We start from the raw sequence: 19893 nt of genomic DNA on the forward strand, positions 1-19893 counted from the left end.
AGAAAGCTAGCGGGTGGGCCGCTGGCGCCGCCGGGGCGCCGCTCCGACATGAGATGGGCCGACCTTGTACGCACGCTCAACCACCATCCACGCGCAACCCGCGCAGATCGACGCCGGAATCGCGCATTTTCGCGACGTCACCTGGCCCATCCTGCAGCGCACCGACGGTTGCCTCGGCATGTCCGTGTTGGTCGACCGCGGGTCCGGCAGGTGCGTGGCGACCAACTCATGGCGAACCAAAGAGGCCATGCACGCCAGCGCCGAGCAGATGTTGGTGGAGCACAAGCGGGGCGCCGACATTCTCGGTGGCCCGCCGATCGACAACCTGTGGCAGATCGCGGTCGTGCGCCGCGATCGCGATTCAGGTCCCGGCGCCTGCGTCCGTGCCACGTGGCTCAAGGCGCGGCCCGAGCTGTTCGAGCACGCCATCGACTTCTACCAGCGGGAAATGCTGCCGTCGATCGAGGATTTCGACGGCTTCTGCAGCGCCAGCCTGATGGTCGACCCGACGGCCGCGCGCGCGGTGTCGTCCGTGACATTCGACAGTCTGGAAGCCATGCAGCACACCGCGGACGCGACCGGCTCCATGCGGACGGCGATGCTCGGCGACCTTGGGCTGGACCAGGACGACGTCGGCGAGTTCGAGTTGGCCCTCGCGCACCTGAGGGTGGCGGGCTGAAGCGGAAGGGGACAATTATGACCGCAGCCAAGATCGCCGCTTTGTTCGCCAGCCCGGCCGTGCTGGCGGCCGGGGCGTTGGTTTTCGCGGCGCCGCCCGCCCACGCCGGCTGCCTGTACGGCGGAGGGGTGCTCAGCAAGTGCGACGGGCCCGTCCAGCCCGACGGCACCTGGCAACGTTGCGTGGCGGTCCCGACCTGGGTGCCCAGCGGCGCCAGCTCATTCCTGGTGCCCGAGAAGCGCTGCGATCTGATGGGTCCAGACCAGCACCCTGCCGGTCTCGGCTTCGGTGATCCACCGGTGCACATCGACGACTGAGCCCGGTGCAGCTCGCCGAGTGTGGCGGCTATGGACGGAATGCGGACGTACATAAGCGACACAGTCGCGACCGGGAACAACAGCACCCACGTGCCGCGTTAAGGGGGACGTGACTACCCGAGACCTCACTGCTGCGCAGTTCAACGACACCATCAACGACAACGACATCGTGCTGGTCGACTTCTGGGCGTCCTGGTGTGGCCCCTGCCGGGCGTTCGCGCCGACGTTCGCCCAGTCGGCGGAGAAGCATCCCGACGTGGTGCACGCCAAGGTTGACACCGAAGCCGAGCAGGAACTGGCGGCGGCCGCTCAGATCCGCTCCATCCCGACGCTGATGGCGTTCAAGAAAGGCAAGCTGCTGTTCAACCAGGCGGGCGCGCTGCCTCCCGCGCAACTGGAGGACCTGGTGCAACAGGTGAAGGCCTTCGACGTGGACGCCGCGGCCGATGCCGCCGGCGCCGAAGAAGTCTGACGCAGCGCCGTCCGGCGAGACACGCGATACCTTTCTAAGGTGAATCTGGTCCTCGTCGACAACCCGCGCCCCGGGGTGGCGCTGATAACCCTCAACCGGCCCGAGCGGATGAACTCCATGGCGTTCGACGTCATGGTGCCGCTCAAGGAAGCCCTGGATAAGGTCACCTACGACAACTCCGTGCGTGTCGTCGTGCTGACCGGGGCCGGCCGGGGATTCTCGTCCGGCGCCGACCACAAGTCCGCGGGGTCCGTGCCCAACGTCGACGGGCTGACCCGGCCGACGTACGCGCTGCGGTCCATGGAGTTGCTCGACGAGGTCATCCTGGCGCTGCGGAAGCTGCATCAGCCGGTGATCGCCGCCGTCAACGGCCCGGCGATCGGCGGCGGGCTGTGCCTGGCGCTGGCCGCCGACATCCGGGTGGCCTCCACCAGCGCCTATTTCCGGGCCGCGGGCATCAACAACGGCCTGACCGCCAGCGAGCTGGGTCTGAGCTACCTGCTGCCGCGCGCCATCGGGTCGTCGCGCGCCTTCGAGATCATGCTCACCGGCCGCGACGTCAGCGCCGAGGAGGCCGAGCGGATCGGGCTGGTTTCCAACCGGGTGCCCGAAGGCCAGCTGCTGGACACCTGCTACGCGATCGCGGCACGCATCGCGATGTTCTCCCGGCCGGGAATCGAGTTGACCAAGCGCACACTCTGGAGTGGACTAGACGCCGGTAGCCTGGAATCGCACATGCAGGCCGAAGGCTTGGGCCAGCTGTTCGTCCGTCTGCTCACCGAAAACTTCGAAGAAGCGGTCAACGCGCGGGCGGAACGACGGCCACCGGTGTTCACCGACGACAAGTAGCGCAAACAAGGGAGCAATAGTGATCACGGCCACGGACCTCGAGGTCCGCGCTGGCGCGCGCATCCTGCTCTCACCGGACGGCCCGGATCTGCGGGTGCAGCCGGGCGACCGCATCGGGCTGGTCGGGCGCAACGGGGCGGGCAAGACCACCACGCTGCGCATCCTGGCCGGCGAAACCGAGCCGTACGCCGGGTCGGTCACGCGCGCCGGCGAAATCGGTTACCTGCCACAGGATCCGAAAGAGGGCGACCTCGACGTGCTGGCCCGCGACCGGGTGCTGTCGGCGCGGGGCCTGGACGCGCTGCTGACCGACCTGGAAAAGCAGCAGGCGTTGATGGCCGAGGTCGCCGACGACGACGCCCGCGACCGCGCGATCCGCCGTTACGGTCAGCTCGAGGAGCGCTTCGTCGCCCTGGGCGGTTACGGCGCCGAAAGCGAAGCCGGCCGCATCTGCGCCAGCCTGGGCCTGCCCGACCGGGTCCTGACGCAGCAACTGCGCACCCTCTCCGGGGGCCAGCGGCGGCGCGTGGAACTGGCGCGCATTCTCTTCGCCGCATCCGACAGCGGCGCGGGTTCGGGCACCACGCTGCTGCTGGACGAGCCGACCAACCACCTCGACGCGGATTCGGTTGGCTGGCTGCGGGATTTCCTGCGCACCCACACCGGCGGACTGGTGGTCATCAGCCACAACGTCGATCTGATCGCCGAGGTCGTCAATCGGGTGTGGTACCTCGACGCCGTCCGCGGTGAGGTCGACGTCTACAACATGGGTTGGCAAAAGTACCTGGACGCCCGGGCCACCGACGAGCAGCGTCGTCGCCGGGAACGCGCCAACGCCGAACGCAAGGCCACCGCGCTGCGCAGCCAGGCCGCCAAGCTGGGCGCGAAGGCCACCAAAGCCGTTGCGGCCCAGAACATGCTGCGTCGCGCCGACCGGATGATGGCGGCGCTGGACGAGGAGCGGGTGGCCGACAAGGTGGCCCGGATCAAGTTTCCGACCCCGTCCGCGTGCGGACGTACGCCGCTGGTGGCCAAGGGACTGAGCAAGACGTACGGGTCGCTCGAGGTGTTCACCGGCGTGGACCTGGCGATCGACCGCGGCTCACGGGTGGTGGTGTTGGGGCTCAACGGCGCGGGCAAGACCACGCTGCTGCGGCTGTTGGCCGGCACCGAGACACCCGACACCGGCATGTTCGAACCCGGACACGGTTTGCGGATCGGCTATTTCGCGCAGGAGCACGACACGCTGGACAACGACGCGACCGTCTGGCAGAACATCCGCCACGCCGCGCCCGAGTCCGGCGAACAGGACCTGCGCGGCCTGCTCGGGGCGTTCATGTTCAGCGGTCCGCAGCTCGACCAGCTCGCGGGCACCCTTTCCGGCGGCGAGAAGACGCGGCTCGCGCTGGCCGGTCTGGTGGCGTCCACGGCCAACGTGCTGCTGCTCGACGAACCCACCAACAACCTCGACCCCGCCTCGCGCGAGCAGGTGCTCGACGCGCTGCGCAGCTACCGAGGTGCGGTGGTGCTGGTGACGCACGACCCCGGGGCGGCCGAGGCGCTCGACCCGCAGCGCGTGGTGCTGTTGCCCGACGGCACCGAGGACTATTGGTCCGAAGAGTATCGGGACCTCATCGAGCTGGCCTGACCGCTCGGATGCGGAGCCGAGGCGCTTTCGGCTGCAGGCGATTTCGCCGAATTTACCACGCGAGCGTCAATTGATTCTTACGCTGGGTGCTTGCCGATCGTGTCGAAGCGTGGAGGGGGCCGGTGCGAAACCCAGTCATAAAGTCGAAGATGACGCGCGATCAGCTATTGCACGAGCTGCGCCACGCCTATGAGGGCGGGGCCAGTATCCGCACGCTGGTGGCGAGCACCGGCAGGTCGTACGGATCCGTGCACAGCATGCTGCTCGAATCGGGCACTACGATGCGCAGCCGTGGCGGCCCGAACCACACCTCACGTCGCCACAGGCACGACTAGCCCACAGACCCGAGTCGTAGCGTCACTGCGAAATCTCGTCGTCCCTTTGTTCGCAGTGGCGTTACCACTCGCCAAACGACTTCAGTTGCGCCGCACCGAATTTTCCACCAGGTCCAGCACGGCGGCCAGCCGCCGGGTGTCTTCGCCCGCGGCGAGGCGGGCCACCAGGCCGTCGAGCACGAGTTCCAAATAGCACTGCAACACGTCGCCGGGAACGTCGTCGCGCACCCGGTGGGCTTCCTTCTGGCGGCGCAGCCGATCGGTCGTGGCCGCCGCCAGCTCCGCGGAACGCTCCGCCCAGCCGCGACTGAAATCGGGGTCGTTGCGCAGCTTGCGCGCGATCTCCAGCCTGGTGGCCAGCCAGTCGAACTGCTCTGGCGCGGCGAGCATGTCGCGCATCACCTGGATCAGGCCCTCGCGCGACGCGACGTCCGCCATGCGCTCGGCATCCTCGTGCGCCAGCGCGAAGAACAGCGCGTCCTTGTCCCGGAAGTGATGAAAGATCGCGCCGCGCGACATGCCGATCGCCTTCTCCAGACGCCGAACCGTCGCGTTCTCATAGCCGTATTCGGCGAAGCACCGGCGTGCGCCGTCGAGGATCTGGCGGCGGCGCGCCGCCAGATGGTCCTCGCTGACTTTGGGCACCGTAGGGGTTGGGGGTGCGCCGCTAGCTCGACTTCAGCATGTTGCGCAGCACGTACTGCAGGATGCCGCCGTTGCGGTAGTAGTCGGCTTCACCGGGGGTGTCGATGCGCACCTTCGCGTCGAACTCGATCGGGTCTTTGCCCTCCTTGGTGGCCTTGACCTTCACCGTCTTCGGCGTCTTGCCCTCGTTGAGCTCCTCGATCCCGGTGATGTCGAACACCTCGGTGCCGTCCAGCCCCAGCGACTCCGCGGACTCGCCGTCGGGGAACTGCAGCGGGATGACGCCCATGCCGATCAGGTTGGAACGGTGGATGCGCTCGAAGGACTCGGTGATCACCGCCCGCACACCCAACAGCAGCGTGCCCTTGGCGGCCCAGTCCCGCGAGGACCCGGACCCGTATTCCTTGCCGCCCAGCACCACCAGCGGAATGTCCTGTGCCGCATAGTTTTGCGCCGCGTCGTAGATGAACGCCTGCGGCGCGTCATCCTGGGTGAAGTCGCGGGTGTAGCCGCCGGAGACGTCGTCGAGCAGCTGGTTGCGCAGCCGGATGTTGGCGAACGTGCCGCGGATCATCACCTCGTGGTTGCCGCGGCGTGAGCCAAAGGAGTTGTAGTCCTTGCGTTCGACGCCGTGCTCGTCGAGGTACTGCGCGGCCGGGGTGCCCGGCTTGATCGCGCCGGCGGGGGAGATGTGGTCGGTGGTCACCGAGTCGCCCAGCAGCGCGAGCACCCGGGCGCCGGTGATGTCGCTGACCGGCTCCGGCTCGGCCGACATCCCCTCGAAGTAGGGAGGCTTGCGCACGTACGTCGAATCCTGGTCCCACTCAAAGGTGTTGCCGCTCGGGGTGGGCAGGTTCTGCCAGCGCTCGTCGCCCTTGAAGACGTCGGCGTAGTTCTTGGTGAACATCTCCTGGTTGATCGCCGAGGCGATGGTGTCCGAGACGTCCTTCTGCGACGGCCAGATGTCCTTCAGGTAGACGTCGTTGCCGTCCTTGTCTTTACCGAGTGGTTCCTCGTCGAAGTCGAAGTCCATGGTCCCGGCCAGCGCGTAGGCCACCACCAGCGGCGGCGACGCCAAGTAGTTCATCTTGACGTCCGGGTTGATGCGGCCCTCGAAGTTGCGGTTGCCCGACAGCACCGCGGCCACCGAGAGGTCGTTGTCGTTGATGGCCTTCGAAATCTCGTCGGGCAGCGGCCCGGAGTTGCCGATGCAGGTGGTGCAGCCATACCCGACCAGGTAGAAGCCCAGCTTCTCCAGATACGGCCACAGGCCGGCCTTGTCGTAGTAGTCGTTGACCACCTGCGAACCCGGCGCCATGGTGGTCTTCACCCACGGCTTGGAGGTCAGGCCCTTGTCGACGGCGTTGCGGGCCAGCAGCGCCGCGCCCAGCATCACCTCGGGGTTGGAGGTGTTGGTGCACGACGTGACCGCGGCGATCACCACCGCGCCGTGGTCGAGCACGAACTCGCCGTACTCGTCGGACTTGACGTCCACCGGGTTGCTCGGGCGGCCCTTGGCGTGCGCGGCGGCCGACTTCTCCACCGGGACGTCGTCGGCGTGGCCGTTGGACACCGAGCCGGGGTCACTGGCCGGGAACGACTCTTCGACCGACTCGTCCAGCTTCGAGTAGTCCTGGCTGTCGTCGTCGTCGCCCACGTAGTTCGGAATCTGCTCGCGGAAGGTGGACTTGGCGTCGGACAACGGGATCCGGTCCTGCGGGCGCTTCGGCCCCGCGATCGAGGGCACCACGGTGGACAGGTCGAGCTCGAGGTATTCGGAGAACTTCGGCTCGTGGCTCGGGTCGTGCCACATGCCCTGCTCCTTGGCGTAGGCCTCGACCAGCGCCAGCTGCTCGGGCTTGCGGCCGGTGAACTTCAGGTACTCGAGGGTCTCCTCGTCGATCGGGAAAATTGCCGCGGTGGAACCGAATTCGGGGCTCATGTTGCCCAGCGTGGCGCGGTTGGCCAACGGCACCTCGGCCACGCCCTCGCCGTAGAACTCGACGAACTTGCCGACGACGCCGTGCTTGCGCAGCATCTCGGTGACGGTGAGCACGACGTCGGTGGCCGTGACGGCGGGCTGGATCTCGCCGGTCAGCTTGAAGCCGACGACGCGGGGGATCAGCATCGACACCGGCTGGCCGAGCATGGCCGCCTCGGCCTCGATGCCGCCCACGCCCCAGCCGAGAACGCCGAGGCCGTTGACCATCGTGGTGTGGGAGTCGGTGCCCACGCAGGTGTCGGGGTAGGCCACCCCGTCGCGGTTCATCACGACGCTCGCCAGGTATTCGATGTTGACCTGGTGCACGATTCCGGTGCCCGGCGGCACCACCTTGAAGTCGTCGAACGCGCCCTGCCCCCAGCGCAGGAACTGGTAGCGCTCGCCGTTGCGTTCGTACTCGATCTCGACGTTGCGCTGGAACGCGTCCTCGCGGCCGAACAGGTCGGCGATCACCGAGTGGTCGATCACCAGGTCGGCAGGCGCCAGCGGGTTGACCTTCTCGGCCTTGCCGCCCAGGTCGCCGATGGCCTCGCGCATGGTCGCCAGGTCGACGATGCAGGGCACGCCGGTGAAGTCCTGCATCACCACGCGGGCCGGCGTGTACTGGATTTCGATGCTGGGCTCCGCCTCGGGATCCCAGTTCGCGATGGCCTCGATGTGCTCCTTGGTGATGTTGCTGCCGTCTTCGTTGCGGAGCAGGTTCTCGGCCAGCACCTTCAGGCTGTAGGGAAGTCTCTCGGTATTCGGAACGGCGTCGAGACGATAGATCTGGTAACTGTCGTCGCCGACCTGGAGAGTGTCGCGGGCTCCGAACGAGTTCACAGAATCTTTGCTGGTCACATCAACTCCCGAGGATTAAGTTCTTCCGCCGACGGGCCGTGTCGACGAACGGTGATACTTTAACAGTACGCTTGTCCTGTTTAAAGCGGCACCCGTTGTTCAGTCTCGTCGTGTGGGGCGCGCGTTGGAACCCTTTTCGGTCATGTCGCGTAACGTGCGTTCTGCACGTGGCGGTTTCAGGTGGAAGGGGACGCGATGACGGGAGATGCGCTGCCGCTCTACATCCCGAAAGACGTCGACATGACGTTCATCAAGGCCCAGGTCAAGGCCAGCGGCGTCAGCGCGCCGCCCGTCGCCATGGCGGGCCTGCTCGAAGTGGTCGACCAGGCGCACGCCGAAGGCATCAATCTCAAGATCGTGCTGCTCGACCACAACCCGCCGCATGACACGCCGCTGCGCGACATCTCCACGGTGGTCGGTGCCGACTACCCGGACGCCACGGTTCTCACGCTGAGCCCCAACTTCGTCGGCAGCTACAGCTCGCACTACCCGCGCGTCACGCTCGAGGCCGGCGAGGATCACGCCAAGACAGGCAACCCGGTGGTTTCGGCAAATAACTTTTTGAACGAACTGAGCACTCCCGAGTTTCCCTGGAGTGGATTGACGATTCTGCTGCTGATTGTGGTGCTGGCGGCGGCGGTGGGCACCCGATTCATGCAACTGCGCGGCAGGCGCACAGCAACCTCGGCCCAGGCCGAGGACGGCGGGCCGGAAGCGTCCGCTCAGGTCGTCTAGCACGCTTTTCGGCTCTCCCGGGTTCCGCCGGCATCGGCCGGTGAGTTACCGCGGTTTCGTGCGGCAAACACCGCAGATCACCATTCGGTCACATTAAACCTACGTCCAGAACGCAGTTTGTGACTGTCGTTTCCACGGCGTCAGATGTGACGTACGGTGCGATTGATGCTCATGTTGTCTTTGGCGCTTTGTGTGAAAAATGTGATCGGTGCCATCCGTGTGCGTTAAGCCGTAGGAGAGCTGCGAATGAGACGGAACCGCCGTGGCTTCGTGTCGCGACCAGCCGCAAGGTTGGTGCGACCGGCCATTCCGTCGGTCCTGAGCGTGGCACTGCTGGCCTGCGCGCCGCTGGCCGTCGGTGATCCCGGTGCCGACAGCATGGCCGCGCTGATCGCCGACGTCGCCAAGGCGAACCAGCGACTCGAAGACCTGACCGCGCTGGTCGAAACCGAGCAGCAAAGCGTCAACAAGGCCATCGTCGACGTGGAGACTGCCCGCGAAAACGCCGGCGCGGCCGACCGCGAACTGGCCGCCAGCCAGCAGGCCGTCAAGGACGCCAATACGGCCATCGCCTCGGCGCAGCGGCGGTTCAACACCTACGCGGCGGCGACCTACATGGGCGGCCCGCCGGGAAGCTACCTGAGCGCGCGCAATCCCGACGAAATCATCGCCACCGCGGCCGCGTCCCAGACGCTCAACGCCAGCGCCCAGACCGTGATGACCAACCTGCTGCGCGCCCGGACCGAACAGGTGAACAAGGAGTCGGCGGCGCGCGCGGCCAAGCAACGGGCCGACAAGGCCGCCGTGGACGCCAAGACCAGCCAGGACGCGGCGGTCCGGGCGCTGACCGACACCCAACACAAGTTCGACGAGCAGCGCGACCAGGTCAACCGGCTGGCCGCCGAGCGCGACGCGGCGGTGGCCCGACTGGAGGCGGCCCGCTGGTCGGCCGGCGGAGGCGCTCCCGTCGTCCCGGGTGCGGGTGACCGGTGGGACCCGGGGTCACCGAGCAGCGTCCCGCCGATCGGCGGACGCCGGTGGGACGGCTGGGACCCGACGCTGCCGCAGGTACCCAGCGCCAACATCCAGGGCGACCCGATCGCGGTGATCAACCAGGTGCTGGGCATCTCGGCCACCTCCACGCAGGTCACCGCCCAGATGGGCCGCAGCTTCCTGCAGCAGCTGGGCATTCTCAAGCCCACCGACACCGGCATCACCAACGCGCCGACCGGTTCGACGCAGGGGCGGATCCCGCGCGTCTACGGGCGGCAGGCCTCCGAGTACGTCATCCGCCGCGGCATGTCGCAGATCGGGGTGCCCTACTCCTGGGGCGGCGGCAACGCGGCGGGCCCGAGTCACGGCATCGACTCCGGCGCCAACATCACCGGCTTCGACTGTTCGGGCCTGGTGCTGTACTCGTTCGCCGGCGTCGGCATCAAGCTGCCGCACTACTCGGGCTCGCAGTACAACCTGGGCCGCAAGATCCCGACCGCGCAGATGCGCCGCGGCGACGTCATCTTCTACGGGCCCGGCGGCAGCCAGCACGTCACGATCTACCTCGGCGACGGCCAGATGCTCGAGGCGCCCGACATCGGCCTGAAGGTGCGCGTCGCCCCGGTGCGCACCAGCGGCATGACCCCCTTCGTAATCCGCTATATCGAGTACTAACGAGGTCCTATGCGCCGCAGAGTTTTTCGTCATTTCAGCCTCGCCTGGATCACCGCCGTGGTGACCGGGCTGATGTTGTCGCTGGCCATGCCGGCTGGTCCGGCAAGCGCCGACCCGGGGGCGTGGGACCCCACCCTGCCGGCGTCGATCAGCGCCGGGGCGCCCGGCGATCCGCTGGCCGTCGCCAATGCGTCACTGCAGGCCACCGCGCAGGCCACCCAGACCACGCTGGACCTGGGCAAGCAGTTCCTCGGCGGGCTCGGCATCAACCTCGGCGGCAGCCCCGCCGCCAGCAGCACCACCGGCAGCCGGATTCCGCGGGCCAACGGCCGGCAGGCGATCGAGTATGTGATCAAGCGGGCCGGGTCCCAGATGGGGGTCCCGTACTCGTGGGGCGGCGGCTCGCTGGACGGGCCCAGCAAGGGCGTCGGCGAGGGCGCGGGCATCAACGGCTTCGACTGCTCGGGCTTGATGCGCTACGCGTTCGCCGGCGTCGGCGTGCTGATCCCGCGTTTCTCCGGCGACCAGTACAACGCCGGCCGTCACATCCCCCCCAACGAGGCCAGACGCGGTGACCTGATCTTTTACGGCCCGAACGGCGGCCAGCACGTCACCATGTACCTGGGCAACGGCCAGATGCTGGAAGCGTCCAGCCTGGCCGGCAAAGTCACCATCAGCCCGGTGCGCAAGCCCGGCATGACGCCATTTCTGACGCGGATCATCGAGTACTGACGCTGCGCCCGGTAGGGCTTGGTCGGCCGTCCGCTAATGGTGGCGTCGACGGAATCCGAGTGGCCTGGAATAGTTGAACGAGGGCACGCCGCTGCCCCGCGACATTTTTTGTGTCAGCAGTCGTGTCAGCATGTCGTGTCGGAATGAGCTGTGGAGGGTGTTGATGACGCAAGCAGGTGGGCTGCCCCCGGGCGCCGGCGGTTACTCGGGCGGGGGCGCTCACGAGGCGGCCCCCAGCGGCCCTGGCGGCTCTGACGGGCTGGCCGCCGAGGTACACACGCTGGAGCGGGCCATCTTCGAGGTCAAACGCATCATCGTCGGCCAGGACCAGCTGGTGGAGCGGATGCTCGTCGGGCTGCTGTCCAAAGGCCACGTGCTCCTCGAGGGTGTTCCCGGCGTGGCCAAGACGCTGGCCGTGGAGACCTTCGCCAAGGTCGTCGGCGGCACGTTCTCGCGCATCCAGTTCACCCCCGACCTGGTACCCACCGACATCATCGGTACCCGCATCTACCGGCAGGGCAAGGAAGAGTTCGACACCGAGCTGGGCCCGGTGGTGGCCAACTTCCTGCTCGCCGACGAGATCAACCGCGCCCCCGCCAAGGTCCAGTCCGCGCTGCTGGAGGTCATGCAGGAACGTAAGGTGTCCATCGGCGGCAAGTCCTACCCGTTGCCCAACCCGTTCCTGGTGATGGCCACGCAGAACCCGATCGAACACGAGGGCGTCTACCCGCTGCCGGAGGCGCAGCGTGACCGCTTCCTGTTCAAGATCAACGTTGGCTACCCGTCGCCGGAGGAAGAGCGGGAGATCATCTACCGCATGGGTGTGCGGCCGCCGGAGCCCAAGCAGATCCTGACCACCGGCGACCTCACGCGGCTGCAGGATGTCGCGGCCAACAACTTCGTCCACCACGCGCTGGTCGACTACGTGGTCCGCGTCGTCTTCGCCACCCGCGCCCCCGAGCAACTGGGTATGAACGACGTGAAGAGCTGGATCGCGTTCGGCGCCTCGCCGCGTGCGTCGCTGGGCATCATCGCCGCCGCCCGGTCGCTGGCGCTGGTCCGCGGGCGCGACTACGTGATCCCGCAGGACGTCGTGGACGTCATTCCCGACGTGCTGCGCCACCGGTTGGTGCTCACCTACGACGCGCTCGCCGACGAGATCTCGTCGGAGATCGTCATCAACCGGGTCCTGCAGACGGTCGCCATGCCGCAGATCAACGCCGTTCCGCAACAAGGACATTCGGTGGGCCCGGTGATGCAGTCGCAGACCGCGACCGCGACTGTCGCTCGGTGACAAACGCGCATCCCGGCGCGCAACCGCCAGGTCCAAGGCATCCGCCGTCGATGCAGCGCGGCGACATCGAAGACCCGCAGTTGGCGGCCGCGCTGAGCTCTCTTGAACTCACCGTCACCCGCAAGCTCGACGGTGTGCTGCATGGTGACCACCTGGGCCTGATCCCGGGGCCTGGCTCGGAGCCAGGGGAGTCGCGCCTCTATCAGCCGGGTGACGACGTGCGCCGGATGGACTGGTCGGTGACCGCACGCACCACCCACCCGCACGTCCGGCAGATGATTGCCGACCGCGAACTGGAGACCTGGCTGGTCGTGGACCTGTCGGCGAGCCTGGACTTCGGCACCGCCTTCTGCGAGAAGCGCGACCTCGCGGTGGCGGCGGCGGCCGCGATCAACTTCCTCAACAGCGGCGGCGGCAACCGGTTCGGCGCGCTGATCGACAACGGCGCGACCGTCGTGCGGGTGCCGGCGCGCAGCGGGCGTCAGCATCAGCACACCCTGCTGCGCACCATCGCGACCATGCCCAAGGCGCCGCCGGGGGTGCGCGGCGACCTGGCCAGGACGATCGACGCGCTGCGCCGGCCGCAGCGTCGCCGCGGCATGGCCGTCATCATCAGCGACTTCCTGGGACCCATCAACTGGACCCGCCCGCTGCGCGCGATCGCCGGCCGGCACGAGGTGCTGGGCATCGAGGTGCTCGATCCCCGCGATGTCGAGCTTCCCGACGTCGGCGACGTGGTTCTGCAGGACGCCGAGACCGGCGTCACCCGCGAGTACACCATCGACGCGCAGCTGCGCGACGACTTCGCCCGCGCCGCGGCCGCACACCGCGCCGAGGTCGCCCGCACCCTGCGCAGCTGCGGTGCGCCGCTGCTCACGCTGCGCACCGACCGGGACTGGATCGCCGACATCGTCCGCTTCGTGGAGTCGCGCCGGCGCGGGTCCATGGCGGGGCGCCAGTGACGGTGCCATTGCTCGGGCCGATGACGCTGTCGGGCTTCGTTCATTCGTGGTGGTTCCTGTTCCTGTTCGCAGTCGCGGGCATCGTCGTGCTGTATGTCCTCATGCAGCTGGCCCGACAGCGGCGGATGCTGCGGTTCGCCAACACCGAGCTGCTGGACAGCGTCGCGCCCAAGCGGCCCAGCGCGTGGCGGCACCTGTCGGCGGTCCTGCTGGTGTCGGCGCTGGTGCTGTTCACCATCGCGATGGCGGGCCCGACGACCGACGTCCAGATCCCTCGCAACCGTGCCGTGGTGATGCTGGTGATCGACGTGTCGCAGTCGATGCGCGCCACCGACGTCGAACCCAATCGGATGGCCGCCGCGCAGGAGGCCGCCAAGCAGTTTGCCGACGAGTTGACCCCCGGGATCAACCTCGGGCTGATCGCGTACGCGGGGACCGCGACTGTGCTGGTGCAGCCGACGACCAACCGGGCGGCGACCAAGGCCGGGCTGGACAAGTTGCAGTTCGCCGACCGCACCGCCACCGGGGAGGCCATCTTCACCGGCCTGCAGGCCATCGCCACGGTCGGCGCGGTGATCGGTGGCGGCGACACACCGCCACCGGCGCGCATCGTGCTGTTCTCTGATGGCAAGGAGACGATGCCGACCAACCCGGACAACCCCAAGGGCGCCTACACCGCCGCGCGCACCGCCAAGGACCAGGGCGTGCCGATCTCGACGATCTCCTTCGGCACCCCGTACGGGTTCGTCGAGATCAACGGCCAGCGCCAGCCGGTGCCCGTGGACGACGTGACGATGAAGAAGGTCGCCCAGTTGTCCGGCGGGAATTCCTACAGCGCCGCAACCCTGCAGGAGCTCAAAGAGGTCTACTCCACGCTGCAGGAGCAGATCGGCCACGAGACCATCAAGGGCGACGCCAGCACCGGCTGGTTGCGGCTCGGGTCGATCGTGCTGGCGCTGTCCGCGCTGGCCGCCGTGCTGATCAACCGCCGGTTGCCCAACTAGGCTCTCCGGCCTTTTGCCGTCGCGACCGTAACGTGGCTGCGGGTTGGGGCCGCGAATTCAGCAGTGCGGTTACGCTCGCGAACGGCGTCGCCGTTGCCCTGCTGTCGCGGTGGCTGTTGCGGTCGCCGACAAGTCCGGCGAGGATGACGTGAGGCCCGGACACGCTAGCAGCCGGTTTCGGTCCCGGCGAGCCGAGAAGATAGGTTGTCGGGGTGACTGACACCGAGAGCGCACCCGCCGGGGGCAGACCCGCGTTCGTATCCCGTTCAGTGCTGGTCACCGGTGGAAACCGGGGGATCGGGCTGGCGATCGCACAGCGGCTGGCCGCCGACGGCCACAAGGTGGCCGTCACGCACCGCGGATCCGGGGCGCCCGACGGGCTGTTCGGCGTCGAGTGCGACGTCACCGACAACGACGCCGTCGACCGCGCCTTCACAGCGGTCGAGGAGCACCAGGGCGCGGTCGAGGTGCTGGTATCCAACGCCGGGATCTCTGCGGACGCGTTCCTCATCCGGATGACCGAGGAGCGGTTCGAGAAGGTCATCGATGCGAACCTCACGGGCGCGTTCCGGGTGGCCCAGCGCGCCGCGCGCAGCATGCAGCGCAAGCGGTTCGGCCGGATGATCTTCGTGGGATCAGTCTCTGGCAGTTGGGGCATCGGCAACCAGTCCAACTATGCGGCGTCCAAGGCCGGCCTCATCGGCATGGCCCGCTCGATCTCGCGCGAACTGTCCAAGGCCGGGGTGACCGCAAACGTGGTGGCGCCGGGCTACATCGACACCGAGATGACCCGCGCGCTGGACGAGCGGATTCAGGCGGGAGCGCTGGACTTCATCCCGGCGAAGCGGGTCGGCACCGCGGAGGAGGTCGCCGGGGTGGTCAGCTTCCTCGCGTCCGAGGACGCGAGTTACATCGCCGGCGCGGTGATCCCCGTGGACGGCGGCATGGGTATGGGGCACTAGGACATCAGGAGGGACGGACGATGGCGGGACTGCTCGAAGGTAAAAGGATCCTGGTCAGCGGGATCATCACCGACGCGTCGATCGCGTTTCACATCGCGCGGGTGGCCCAGGAACAGGGCGCCCAGCTGGTGCTGACCGGCTTCGACCGGCTGCGGCTGATTCAGCGCATCGCGGACCGGCTGCCGGAGAAGGCTCCGCTGCTCGAACTCAACGTGCAGGACGAGGAGCACCTGGCTACTCTGGCCGCGCGGGTGACGGAGGTGATCGGGGAGGGCAACAAGCTCGACGGTGTGGTGCACTCGATCGGCTTCATGCCGCAGACCGGGATGGGCGTCAACCCGTTCTTCGACGCACCGTATGAGGACGTGTCCAAGGGCATCCACATCTCCGCGTATTCCTATGCGTCGCTGGCAAAGGCGCTGCTGCCGATCATGAACTCCGGCGGTTCGATCGTCGGCATGGACTTCGACCCGAGCCGGGCGATGCCGGCCTACAACTGGATGACCGTCGCCAAGAGCGCGCTGGAATCGGTCAACCGGTTCGTGGCGCGCGAGGCGGGCAAGTACGGCGTCCGTTCGAATCTGGTTGCCGCCGGGCCGATCCGGACGCTGGCAATGGCCGCGATCGTCGGCGGCGCGCTCGGCGACGAGGCCGGCGCCCAGATCCAGCTGCTCGAAGAGGGCTGGGATCAGCGTGCCCCGGTCGGGTGGAACATGAAAGACCCCACGCCGGTCGCCAAGACGGTTTGCGCGCTGCTGTCCGATTGGCTGCCGGCGACGACGGGCGACATCATCTTCGCCGACGGCGGCGCACACACCCAATTGCTCTAGCAGCCAATGGATTTTGACGCCGTCCTGTTGTTGTCCTTCGGCGGGCCGGAGGGGCCCGAACAGGTGCGGCCGTTCCTGGAGAACGTCACCCGTGGTCGTAACGTGCCGCCCGAACGACTCGACGACGTCGCCGAACACTACCTGCATTTCGGTGGCGTTTCGCCCATCAACGGCATCAACCGCGCGCTGATCACCGAGCTAGAGGCGCAACAGGACCTCCCGGTCTACTTCGGCAACCGCAACTGGGCCCCCTACGTCGAAGACACCGTTAAGGCCATGCGCGACAACGGGATCGTGCGCGCCGCCGTGTTCACGACGTCGGCGTGGAGCGGTTATTCCAGCTGCACCCAGTATGTGGAGGACATCGCCAGGGCGCGGCGGGCGGCGGGTCCGGAAGCGCCCGAATTGGTAAAGCTGCGACCCTATTTCGACCACCCGCTCTTCGTCGAGATGTTCGCCGGGGCGGTCGCCACGGTTGCCGGCACCGTAGGTGAGGACGCGCGACTGGTGTTCACCGCGCATTCGATCCCCGTGGCCGCCGACCGGCGCTGCGGGCCCGGCCTCTACAGTCGCCAAGTCCGTTACGCCGCAAGCCTGGTCGCTGCCGCGGCCGGCTACCGGGACTACGACGTGGTGTGGCAGTCGCGGTCAGGCCCGCCGCAGGTTCCGTGGCTCGAACCCGACGTCGGTGACCACCTGAAGACGCTGGGCACGCGGCCCGTAATCGTCTGTCCCATCGGGTTTGTCGCCGATCACATCGAGGTCGTGTGGGACCTGGACTACGAGCTGCGACTGCAGACCGAAGAAGCGGGCATGCCGTTCGCCCGCGCCGCCACGCCCAATGCGGACCCGCGATTCGCGCGGCTGGCCGCGGATTTGATCGACGAACTGCGCGACGGCCGCCCGCCCGCCCGGGTCAGTGGCCCCGATCCGGTGCCGGGCTGTCTGGCCAGCGTCAACGGGGAGCCGTGCCGTCCGCCGCACTGCGCGGCGCGGGTTACCGGTTAGCTCATTCTGATTCCGCTCTGTTACCGAAGCGTGGCCGCCGCGTACCCATTGCTGGGTTAAGTTCACGATTCGACCGAGAATCGGTCGTCAGCAAGGAGTTACATGGATTTCGAAGGACCGCAGGTCCGCGACCTCGTATTTCGGGTGCAACGGGCGCTGTGTGAAGAAAACCCCGAAAAGGGGTCGCTGTGCACGGCCGCGATCGCCGTCATCGAGAACCCCCCGCGCGACGGCATCCTGCGCGGCCTGGCCGACCATGTCTGCCAAGCCGTCTTCGACTGGGCGTGTTTCGACGGGTCGTCGGCGCGGCTGGAGGGCGTCGTGAAGACCTACCGGGCGGCCGCCACTGCGCTGCGGGCGCTTCAGATAGAAGAGCAGCTCGACGCGGTTAGGCCGACCAGGCGGAATTGAGGATCGCGCCGACGGCCGCCAGCCGCGCGGAACGCACCACCGTGGCCAGCGGGCGCAGCGCGTCGCTGGCGATCTGGGTCTCCGACGACGAGTTTCCGGTCGGCAGCCTGCTCAGCCCCGCGCTGACCGCGATGATCGCGTCCACGTGCCCGGCGTTCTCCAGGACCCGCAGTGCGCGCGTCGGCGCGTGCCCGGGAACCCGGTGTTGCCGTGAGGATTCCAGCATCTGCTCGACCAAGCCACGGGGGTCGTCGACGTCGCAGGCAGAGCCCAGCCCAATGGTGCCCAGGGCGTCGGCGGCCGAGCGCACCGCCGAACGCAACGCGTATTCCGCGTCGCCAAGTTCGTAGTGCTCCAGCACCGGCGCGCCGGGCAGGGAGTACACGATCCACGCCAGCGCATGCAATTCGGGCGAATCGTTCTCGGCGGCCGCGTCACTGTAGGTGAACTCGGGAACGAGTCCGATTGCGGTGCTTGGGTCGTCGGGGTTGGTGATGATCACCGCCTCGCCGGCGGCGAGCGCGTCGCGGCCGAACTGGGTGCCGGGGGCCAGGCCGCGCACGTCGCCGGGCACGGGCAACACCACGCTGATCGTCGCGCGTGTCCGGGACGGGCCGACCGCGGCGCGCAGCGTCTGCAGCAGCGACACCGTGCCGACGTCGTTCACGTCGGGCCAGGGCAGGCCGGTGTGGCCCGCGGCGACCGCATCATAGGCGGTAACGGATTGTGCTGGCGCCCAAAGTGATAACGCGTCCAGGACGTCGTCGGGCGCAGCCTTTCCTGCGAGCCAGGCATTGGCCCACAGCGACAGCGAAACACTCGGACACCACATGATCTCGCAGTGTAATGGCTTGCCCCGGCAAAGGCTGATCACGCGTATCCTGGCCGCATGCTTGTCGCGGTGGGCTGGCTAATCTTCGCACTGGCGCTGGCCGGTGCCGAAGCCCTGACTGGCGACTTGTTCCTGCTGATGCTTTCCGGCGGTGCGTTCGCCGCCGCCGGAACCGCCTGGTTGACCGATTGGCCCATCTTGGCCGACGGGGCCGTGTTCCTCGTCGTGTCGGTGCTGCTGATGGTGCTGGTTCGGCCGCCGCTGCGGCGACGGCTGACGCCGACAACCAAGATCGAGACGGGCGTCAAGGCGCTGGAAGGCAAGAAGGCGCTGGTGCTGGACCGAGTCGCCACCCATGAGGGCCAGGTGAAGCTTGACGGGCAGGTGTGGACGGCGCGGCCGCTGAACGAAGGCGATGTCTACGAGCCGGGCGAGTCGGTCACCGTCGTGCACATCGACGGCGCCACGGCGGTGGTCTTCAAGAACGTCTGAGCGCTACGAGAAAGGAACTTCCGTGGGTGCAGGTGGGACTGTCCTTCTGTTGTTTTTCGCCGTCCTGGTGATTTTCACCATCATCGTGGTGGCCAAGTCGGTCGCGCTGATCCCGCAGGCCGAGGCCGCGGTGATCGAGCGGCTGGGCCGATACAGCCGCACGGTCAGCGGGCAGCTGACGCTGCTGGTGCCGTTCATCGACCGGATCCGGGCCCGGGTGGACCTGCGCGAGCGGGTGGTGTCCTTCCCGCCGCAGCCGGTCATCACCGAGGACAACCTGACGCTCAACATCGACACGGTGGTCTATTTCCAGGTCACCGTGCCGCAGGCGGCGGTGTATGAGATCAGCAACTACATCGTCGGCGTCGAGCAGCTCACCACCACCACCCTGCGCAACGTCGTCGGTGGCATGACGCTCGAGCAGACGCTGACCTCCCGCGACCAGATCAACACCAAGTTGCGCGGCGTGCTCGACGAGGCCACCGGCCGCTGGGGCCTGCGGGTGGCGCGCGTGGAGCTGCGCAGCATCGACCCGCCGCCGTCGATCCAGGCGTCGATGGAAAAGCAGATGAAGGCCGACCGCGAGAAGCGGGCGATGATCCTGACCGCCGAGGGCACCCGCGAGGCGCAGATCAAACAGGCCGAGGGCCAGAAGCAGGCGCAGATCTTGGCGGCCGAGGGCGCCAAGCAGGCCGCCATCCTGGCCGCCGAGGCAGACCGGCAGTCCCGGATGCTGCGGGCCCAGGGTGAGCGCGCCGCGGCCTACCTGCGGGCGCAGGGGCAGGCCAAGGCGATCGAGAAGACGTTCGCCGCGATCAAGGCCGGGCGGCCCACCCCGGAGATGCTGGCCTACCAGTACCTGCAGACGCTGCCGGAGATGGCCCGCGGCGACGCCAACAAGGTGTGGGTGGTGCCCAGCGATTTCAGCGCGGCCTTGCAAGGATTCACCCGGATGTTGGGCACGCCGGGGGAGGACGGGGTGTTCCGGTTCGAGCCGTCTCCCGTCGATGACGCGCCGCGGCACGCGGTCGACGACGATGATGCCGAGGTCGCCGACTGGTTCTCCACCGACACCGATCCCAAGATCGCCCAGGCGGTGGCCAAGGCCGAGGCGATAGCCCGCCGACCCGTCGACGGTCCGCCCGGTTTGCCGCCGCAGCTCAGGCAATAGGATTG

21 protein-coding genes are annotated in these 19893 nt (G+C 67.8%); 18 read left to right on the plus strand and 3 right to left on the minus strand.

Going from position 1 to position 19893, the window contains the following annotated elements; all coding sequences use genetic code 11:
• Positions 1-64: 64 nt before the first annotated feature.
• The 6 genes from AC5Y5V_RS08660 (at position 65) to AC5Y5V_RS08685 (ending at position 4300) form a co-directional block, all read left to right on the plus strand.
• Positions 65-679, plus strand: coding sequence for an antibiotic biosynthesis monooxygenase (locus AC5Y5V_RS08660; protein WP_499932844.1), 615 nt, complete (start codon positions 65-67; stop codon positions 677-679).
• A 17-nt stretch (positions 680-696) separates the two neighbouring features.
• Positions 697-996: a CDGP domain-containing protein gene (locus AC5Y5V_RS08665; RefSeq protein WP_499932847.1), complete on the plus strand. Its 300-nt coding sequence runs from the start codon at positions 697-699 to the stop codon at positions 994-996.
• 109 nt (positions 997-1105) lie between these two features.
• Positions 1106-1468, plus strand: coding sequence for a thioredoxin (gene trxA, locus AC5Y5V_RS08670; protein WP_499932850.1), 363 nt, complete (start codon positions 1106-1108; stop codon positions 1466-1468).
• A 39-nt stretch (positions 1469-1507) separates the two neighbouring features.
• Positions 1508-2317, plus strand: a complete 810-nt coding sequence (locus tag AC5Y5V_RS08675; protein WP_499932852.1) for an enoyl-CoA hydratase — start codon at positions 1508-1510, stop codon at positions 2315-2317.
• A 19-nt stretch (positions 2318-2336) separates the two neighbouring features.
• Positions 2337-3965 (plus strand): ABC-F family ATP-binding cassette domain-containing protein, encoded by a 1629-nt coding sequence (locus tag AC5Y5V_RS08680; protein WP_499932854.1) that lies wholly within the window; start codon positions 2337-2339, stop codon positions 3963-3965.
• A gap of 149 nt (positions 3966-4114) precedes the next feature.
• Positions 4115-4300: a helix-turn-helix domain-containing protein gene (locus AC5Y5V_RS08685; protein ID WP_499932857.1), complete on the plus strand. Its 186-nt coding sequence runs from the start codon at positions 4115-4117 to the stop codon at positions 4298-4300.
• An 81-nt stretch (positions 4301-4381) separates the two neighbouring features.
• Here AC5Y5V_RS08685 and AC5Y5V_RS08690 read toward each other — a convergent pair whose 3' ends face one another.
• Both AC5Y5V_RS08690 and AC5Y5V_RS08695 read right to left on the minus strand, forming a co-directional pair.
• Positions 4382-4945: a TetR/AcrR family transcriptional regulator gene (locus AC5Y5V_RS08690; protein WP_499932860.1), complete on the minus strand. Its 564-nt coding sequence runs from the start codon at positions 4943-4945 to the stop codon at positions 4382-4384.
• A 22-nt stretch (positions 4946-4967) separates the two neighbouring features.
• Complete coding sequence (locus tag AC5Y5V_RS08695; protein WP_499932862.1) at positions 4968-7787, minus strand: aconitate hydratase; 2820 nt, start codon at positions 7785-7787, stop codon at positions 4968-4970.
• A 195-nt stretch (positions 7788-7982) separates the two neighbouring features.
• Here AC5Y5V_RS08695 and AC5Y5V_RS08700 point away from each other — a divergent pair, with 195 nt between their 5' ends.
• From AC5Y5V_RS08700 to AC5Y5V_RS08745, 10 genes are all read left to right on the plus strand, one after another.
• The gene (locus AC5Y5V_RS08700) at positions 7983-8522 is read left to right on the plus strand and encodes an Rv1476 family membrane protein (RefSeq protein WP_499932972.1); all 540 of its coding nucleotides are present in this window, start codon (positions 7983-7985) and stop codon (positions 8520-8522) included.
• Between the two features lie 246 nt (positions 8523-8768).
• Positions 8769-10190: an NlpC/P60 family peptidoglycan endopeptidase RipA gene (ripA, locus tag AC5Y5V_RS08705; protein ID WP_499932864.1), complete on the plus strand. Its 1422-nt coding sequence runs from the start codon at positions 8769-8771 to the stop codon at positions 10188-10190.
• A 9-nt stretch (positions 10191-10199) separates the two neighbouring features.
• Positions 10200-10922 (plus strand): NlpC/P60 family peptidoglycan endopeptidase RipB, encoded by a 723-nt coding sequence (gene ripB / locus AC5Y5V_RS08710; RefSeq protein WP_499932866.1) that lies wholly within the window; start codon positions 10200-10202, stop codon positions 10920-10922.
• A gap of 163 nt (positions 10923-11085) precedes the next feature.
• A complete protein-coding gene (moxR1, locus tag AC5Y5V_RS08715) occupies positions 11086-12216 on the plus strand; it encodes a chaperone MoxR1 (protein ID WP_499932868.1) in 1131 nt (376 codons plus the stop codon).
• A gap of 50 nt (positions 12217-12266) precedes the next feature.
• Positions 12267-13178 (plus strand): DUF58 domain-containing protein, encoded by a 912-nt coding sequence (locus AC5Y5V_RS08720; protein WP_499932974.1) that lies wholly within the window; start codon positions 12267-12269, stop codon positions 13176-13178.
• Positions 13175-14182, plus strand: coding sequence for a VWA domain-containing protein (locus tag AC5Y5V_RS08725; protein ID WP_499932871.1), 1008 nt, complete (start codon positions 13175-13177; stop codon positions 14180-14182). Before AC5Y5V_RS08720 ends, AC5Y5V_RS08725 begins: the two co-directional genes overlap by 4 nt.
• 212 nt (positions 14183-14394) lie before the next feature.
• Entirely contained in the window at positions 14395-15144 is a 750-nt protein-coding gene (gene fabG1 / locus AC5Y5V_RS08730) for a 3-oxoacyl-ACP reductase FabG1 (protein ID WP_499932875.1), read from the plus strand.
• 20 nt (positions 15145-15164) lie between these two features.
• A complete protein-coding gene (inhA, locus tag AC5Y5V_RS08735; RefSeq protein ID WP_499932879.1) occupies positions 15165-15974 on the plus strand; it encodes an NADH-dependent enoyl-ACP reductase InhA in 810 nt (269 codons plus the stop codon).
• 6 nt (positions 15975-15980) lie between these two features.
• Complete coding sequence (locus AC5Y5V_RS08740; protein WP_499932881.1) at positions 15981-16982, plus strand: ferrochelatase; 1002 nt, start codon at positions 15981-15983, stop codon at positions 16980-16982.
• Between the two features lie 102 nt (positions 16983-17084).
• Entirely contained in the window at positions 17085-17393 is a 309-nt protein-coding gene (locus tag AC5Y5V_RS08745) for a hypothetical protein (protein ID WP_499932883.1), read from the plus strand.
• Here AC5Y5V_RS08745 and AC5Y5V_RS08750 read toward each other — a convergent pair.
• A complete protein-coding gene (locus AC5Y5V_RS08750; protein WP_499932885.1) occupies positions 17371-18225 on the minus strand; it encodes an Rv1486c family protein in 855 nt (284 codons plus the stop codon). The genes AC5Y5V_RS08745 and AC5Y5V_RS08750 overlap by 23 nt on opposite strands.
• A gap of 57 nt (positions 18226-18282) precedes the next feature.
• Here AC5Y5V_RS08750 and AC5Y5V_RS08755 point away from each other — a divergent pair, with 57 nt between their 5' ends.
• Positions 18283-18717: an NfeD family protein gene (locus AC5Y5V_RS08755; RefSeq protein WP_499932888.1), complete on the plus strand. Its 435-nt coding sequence runs from the start codon at positions 18283-18285 to the stop codon at positions 18715-18717.
• Positions 18718-18763: 46 nt separating this feature from the next.
• Positions 18764-19888: an SPFH domain-containing protein gene (locus AC5Y5V_RS08760; protein WP_499932976.1), complete on the plus strand. Its 1125-nt coding sequence runs from the start codon at positions 18764-18766 to the stop codon at positions 19886-19888.
• The last annotated feature ends 5 nt before the right edge of the window (positions 19889-19893 follow it).

The organism is Mycobacterium sp. NGS68 (genome assembly GCF_059812195.1).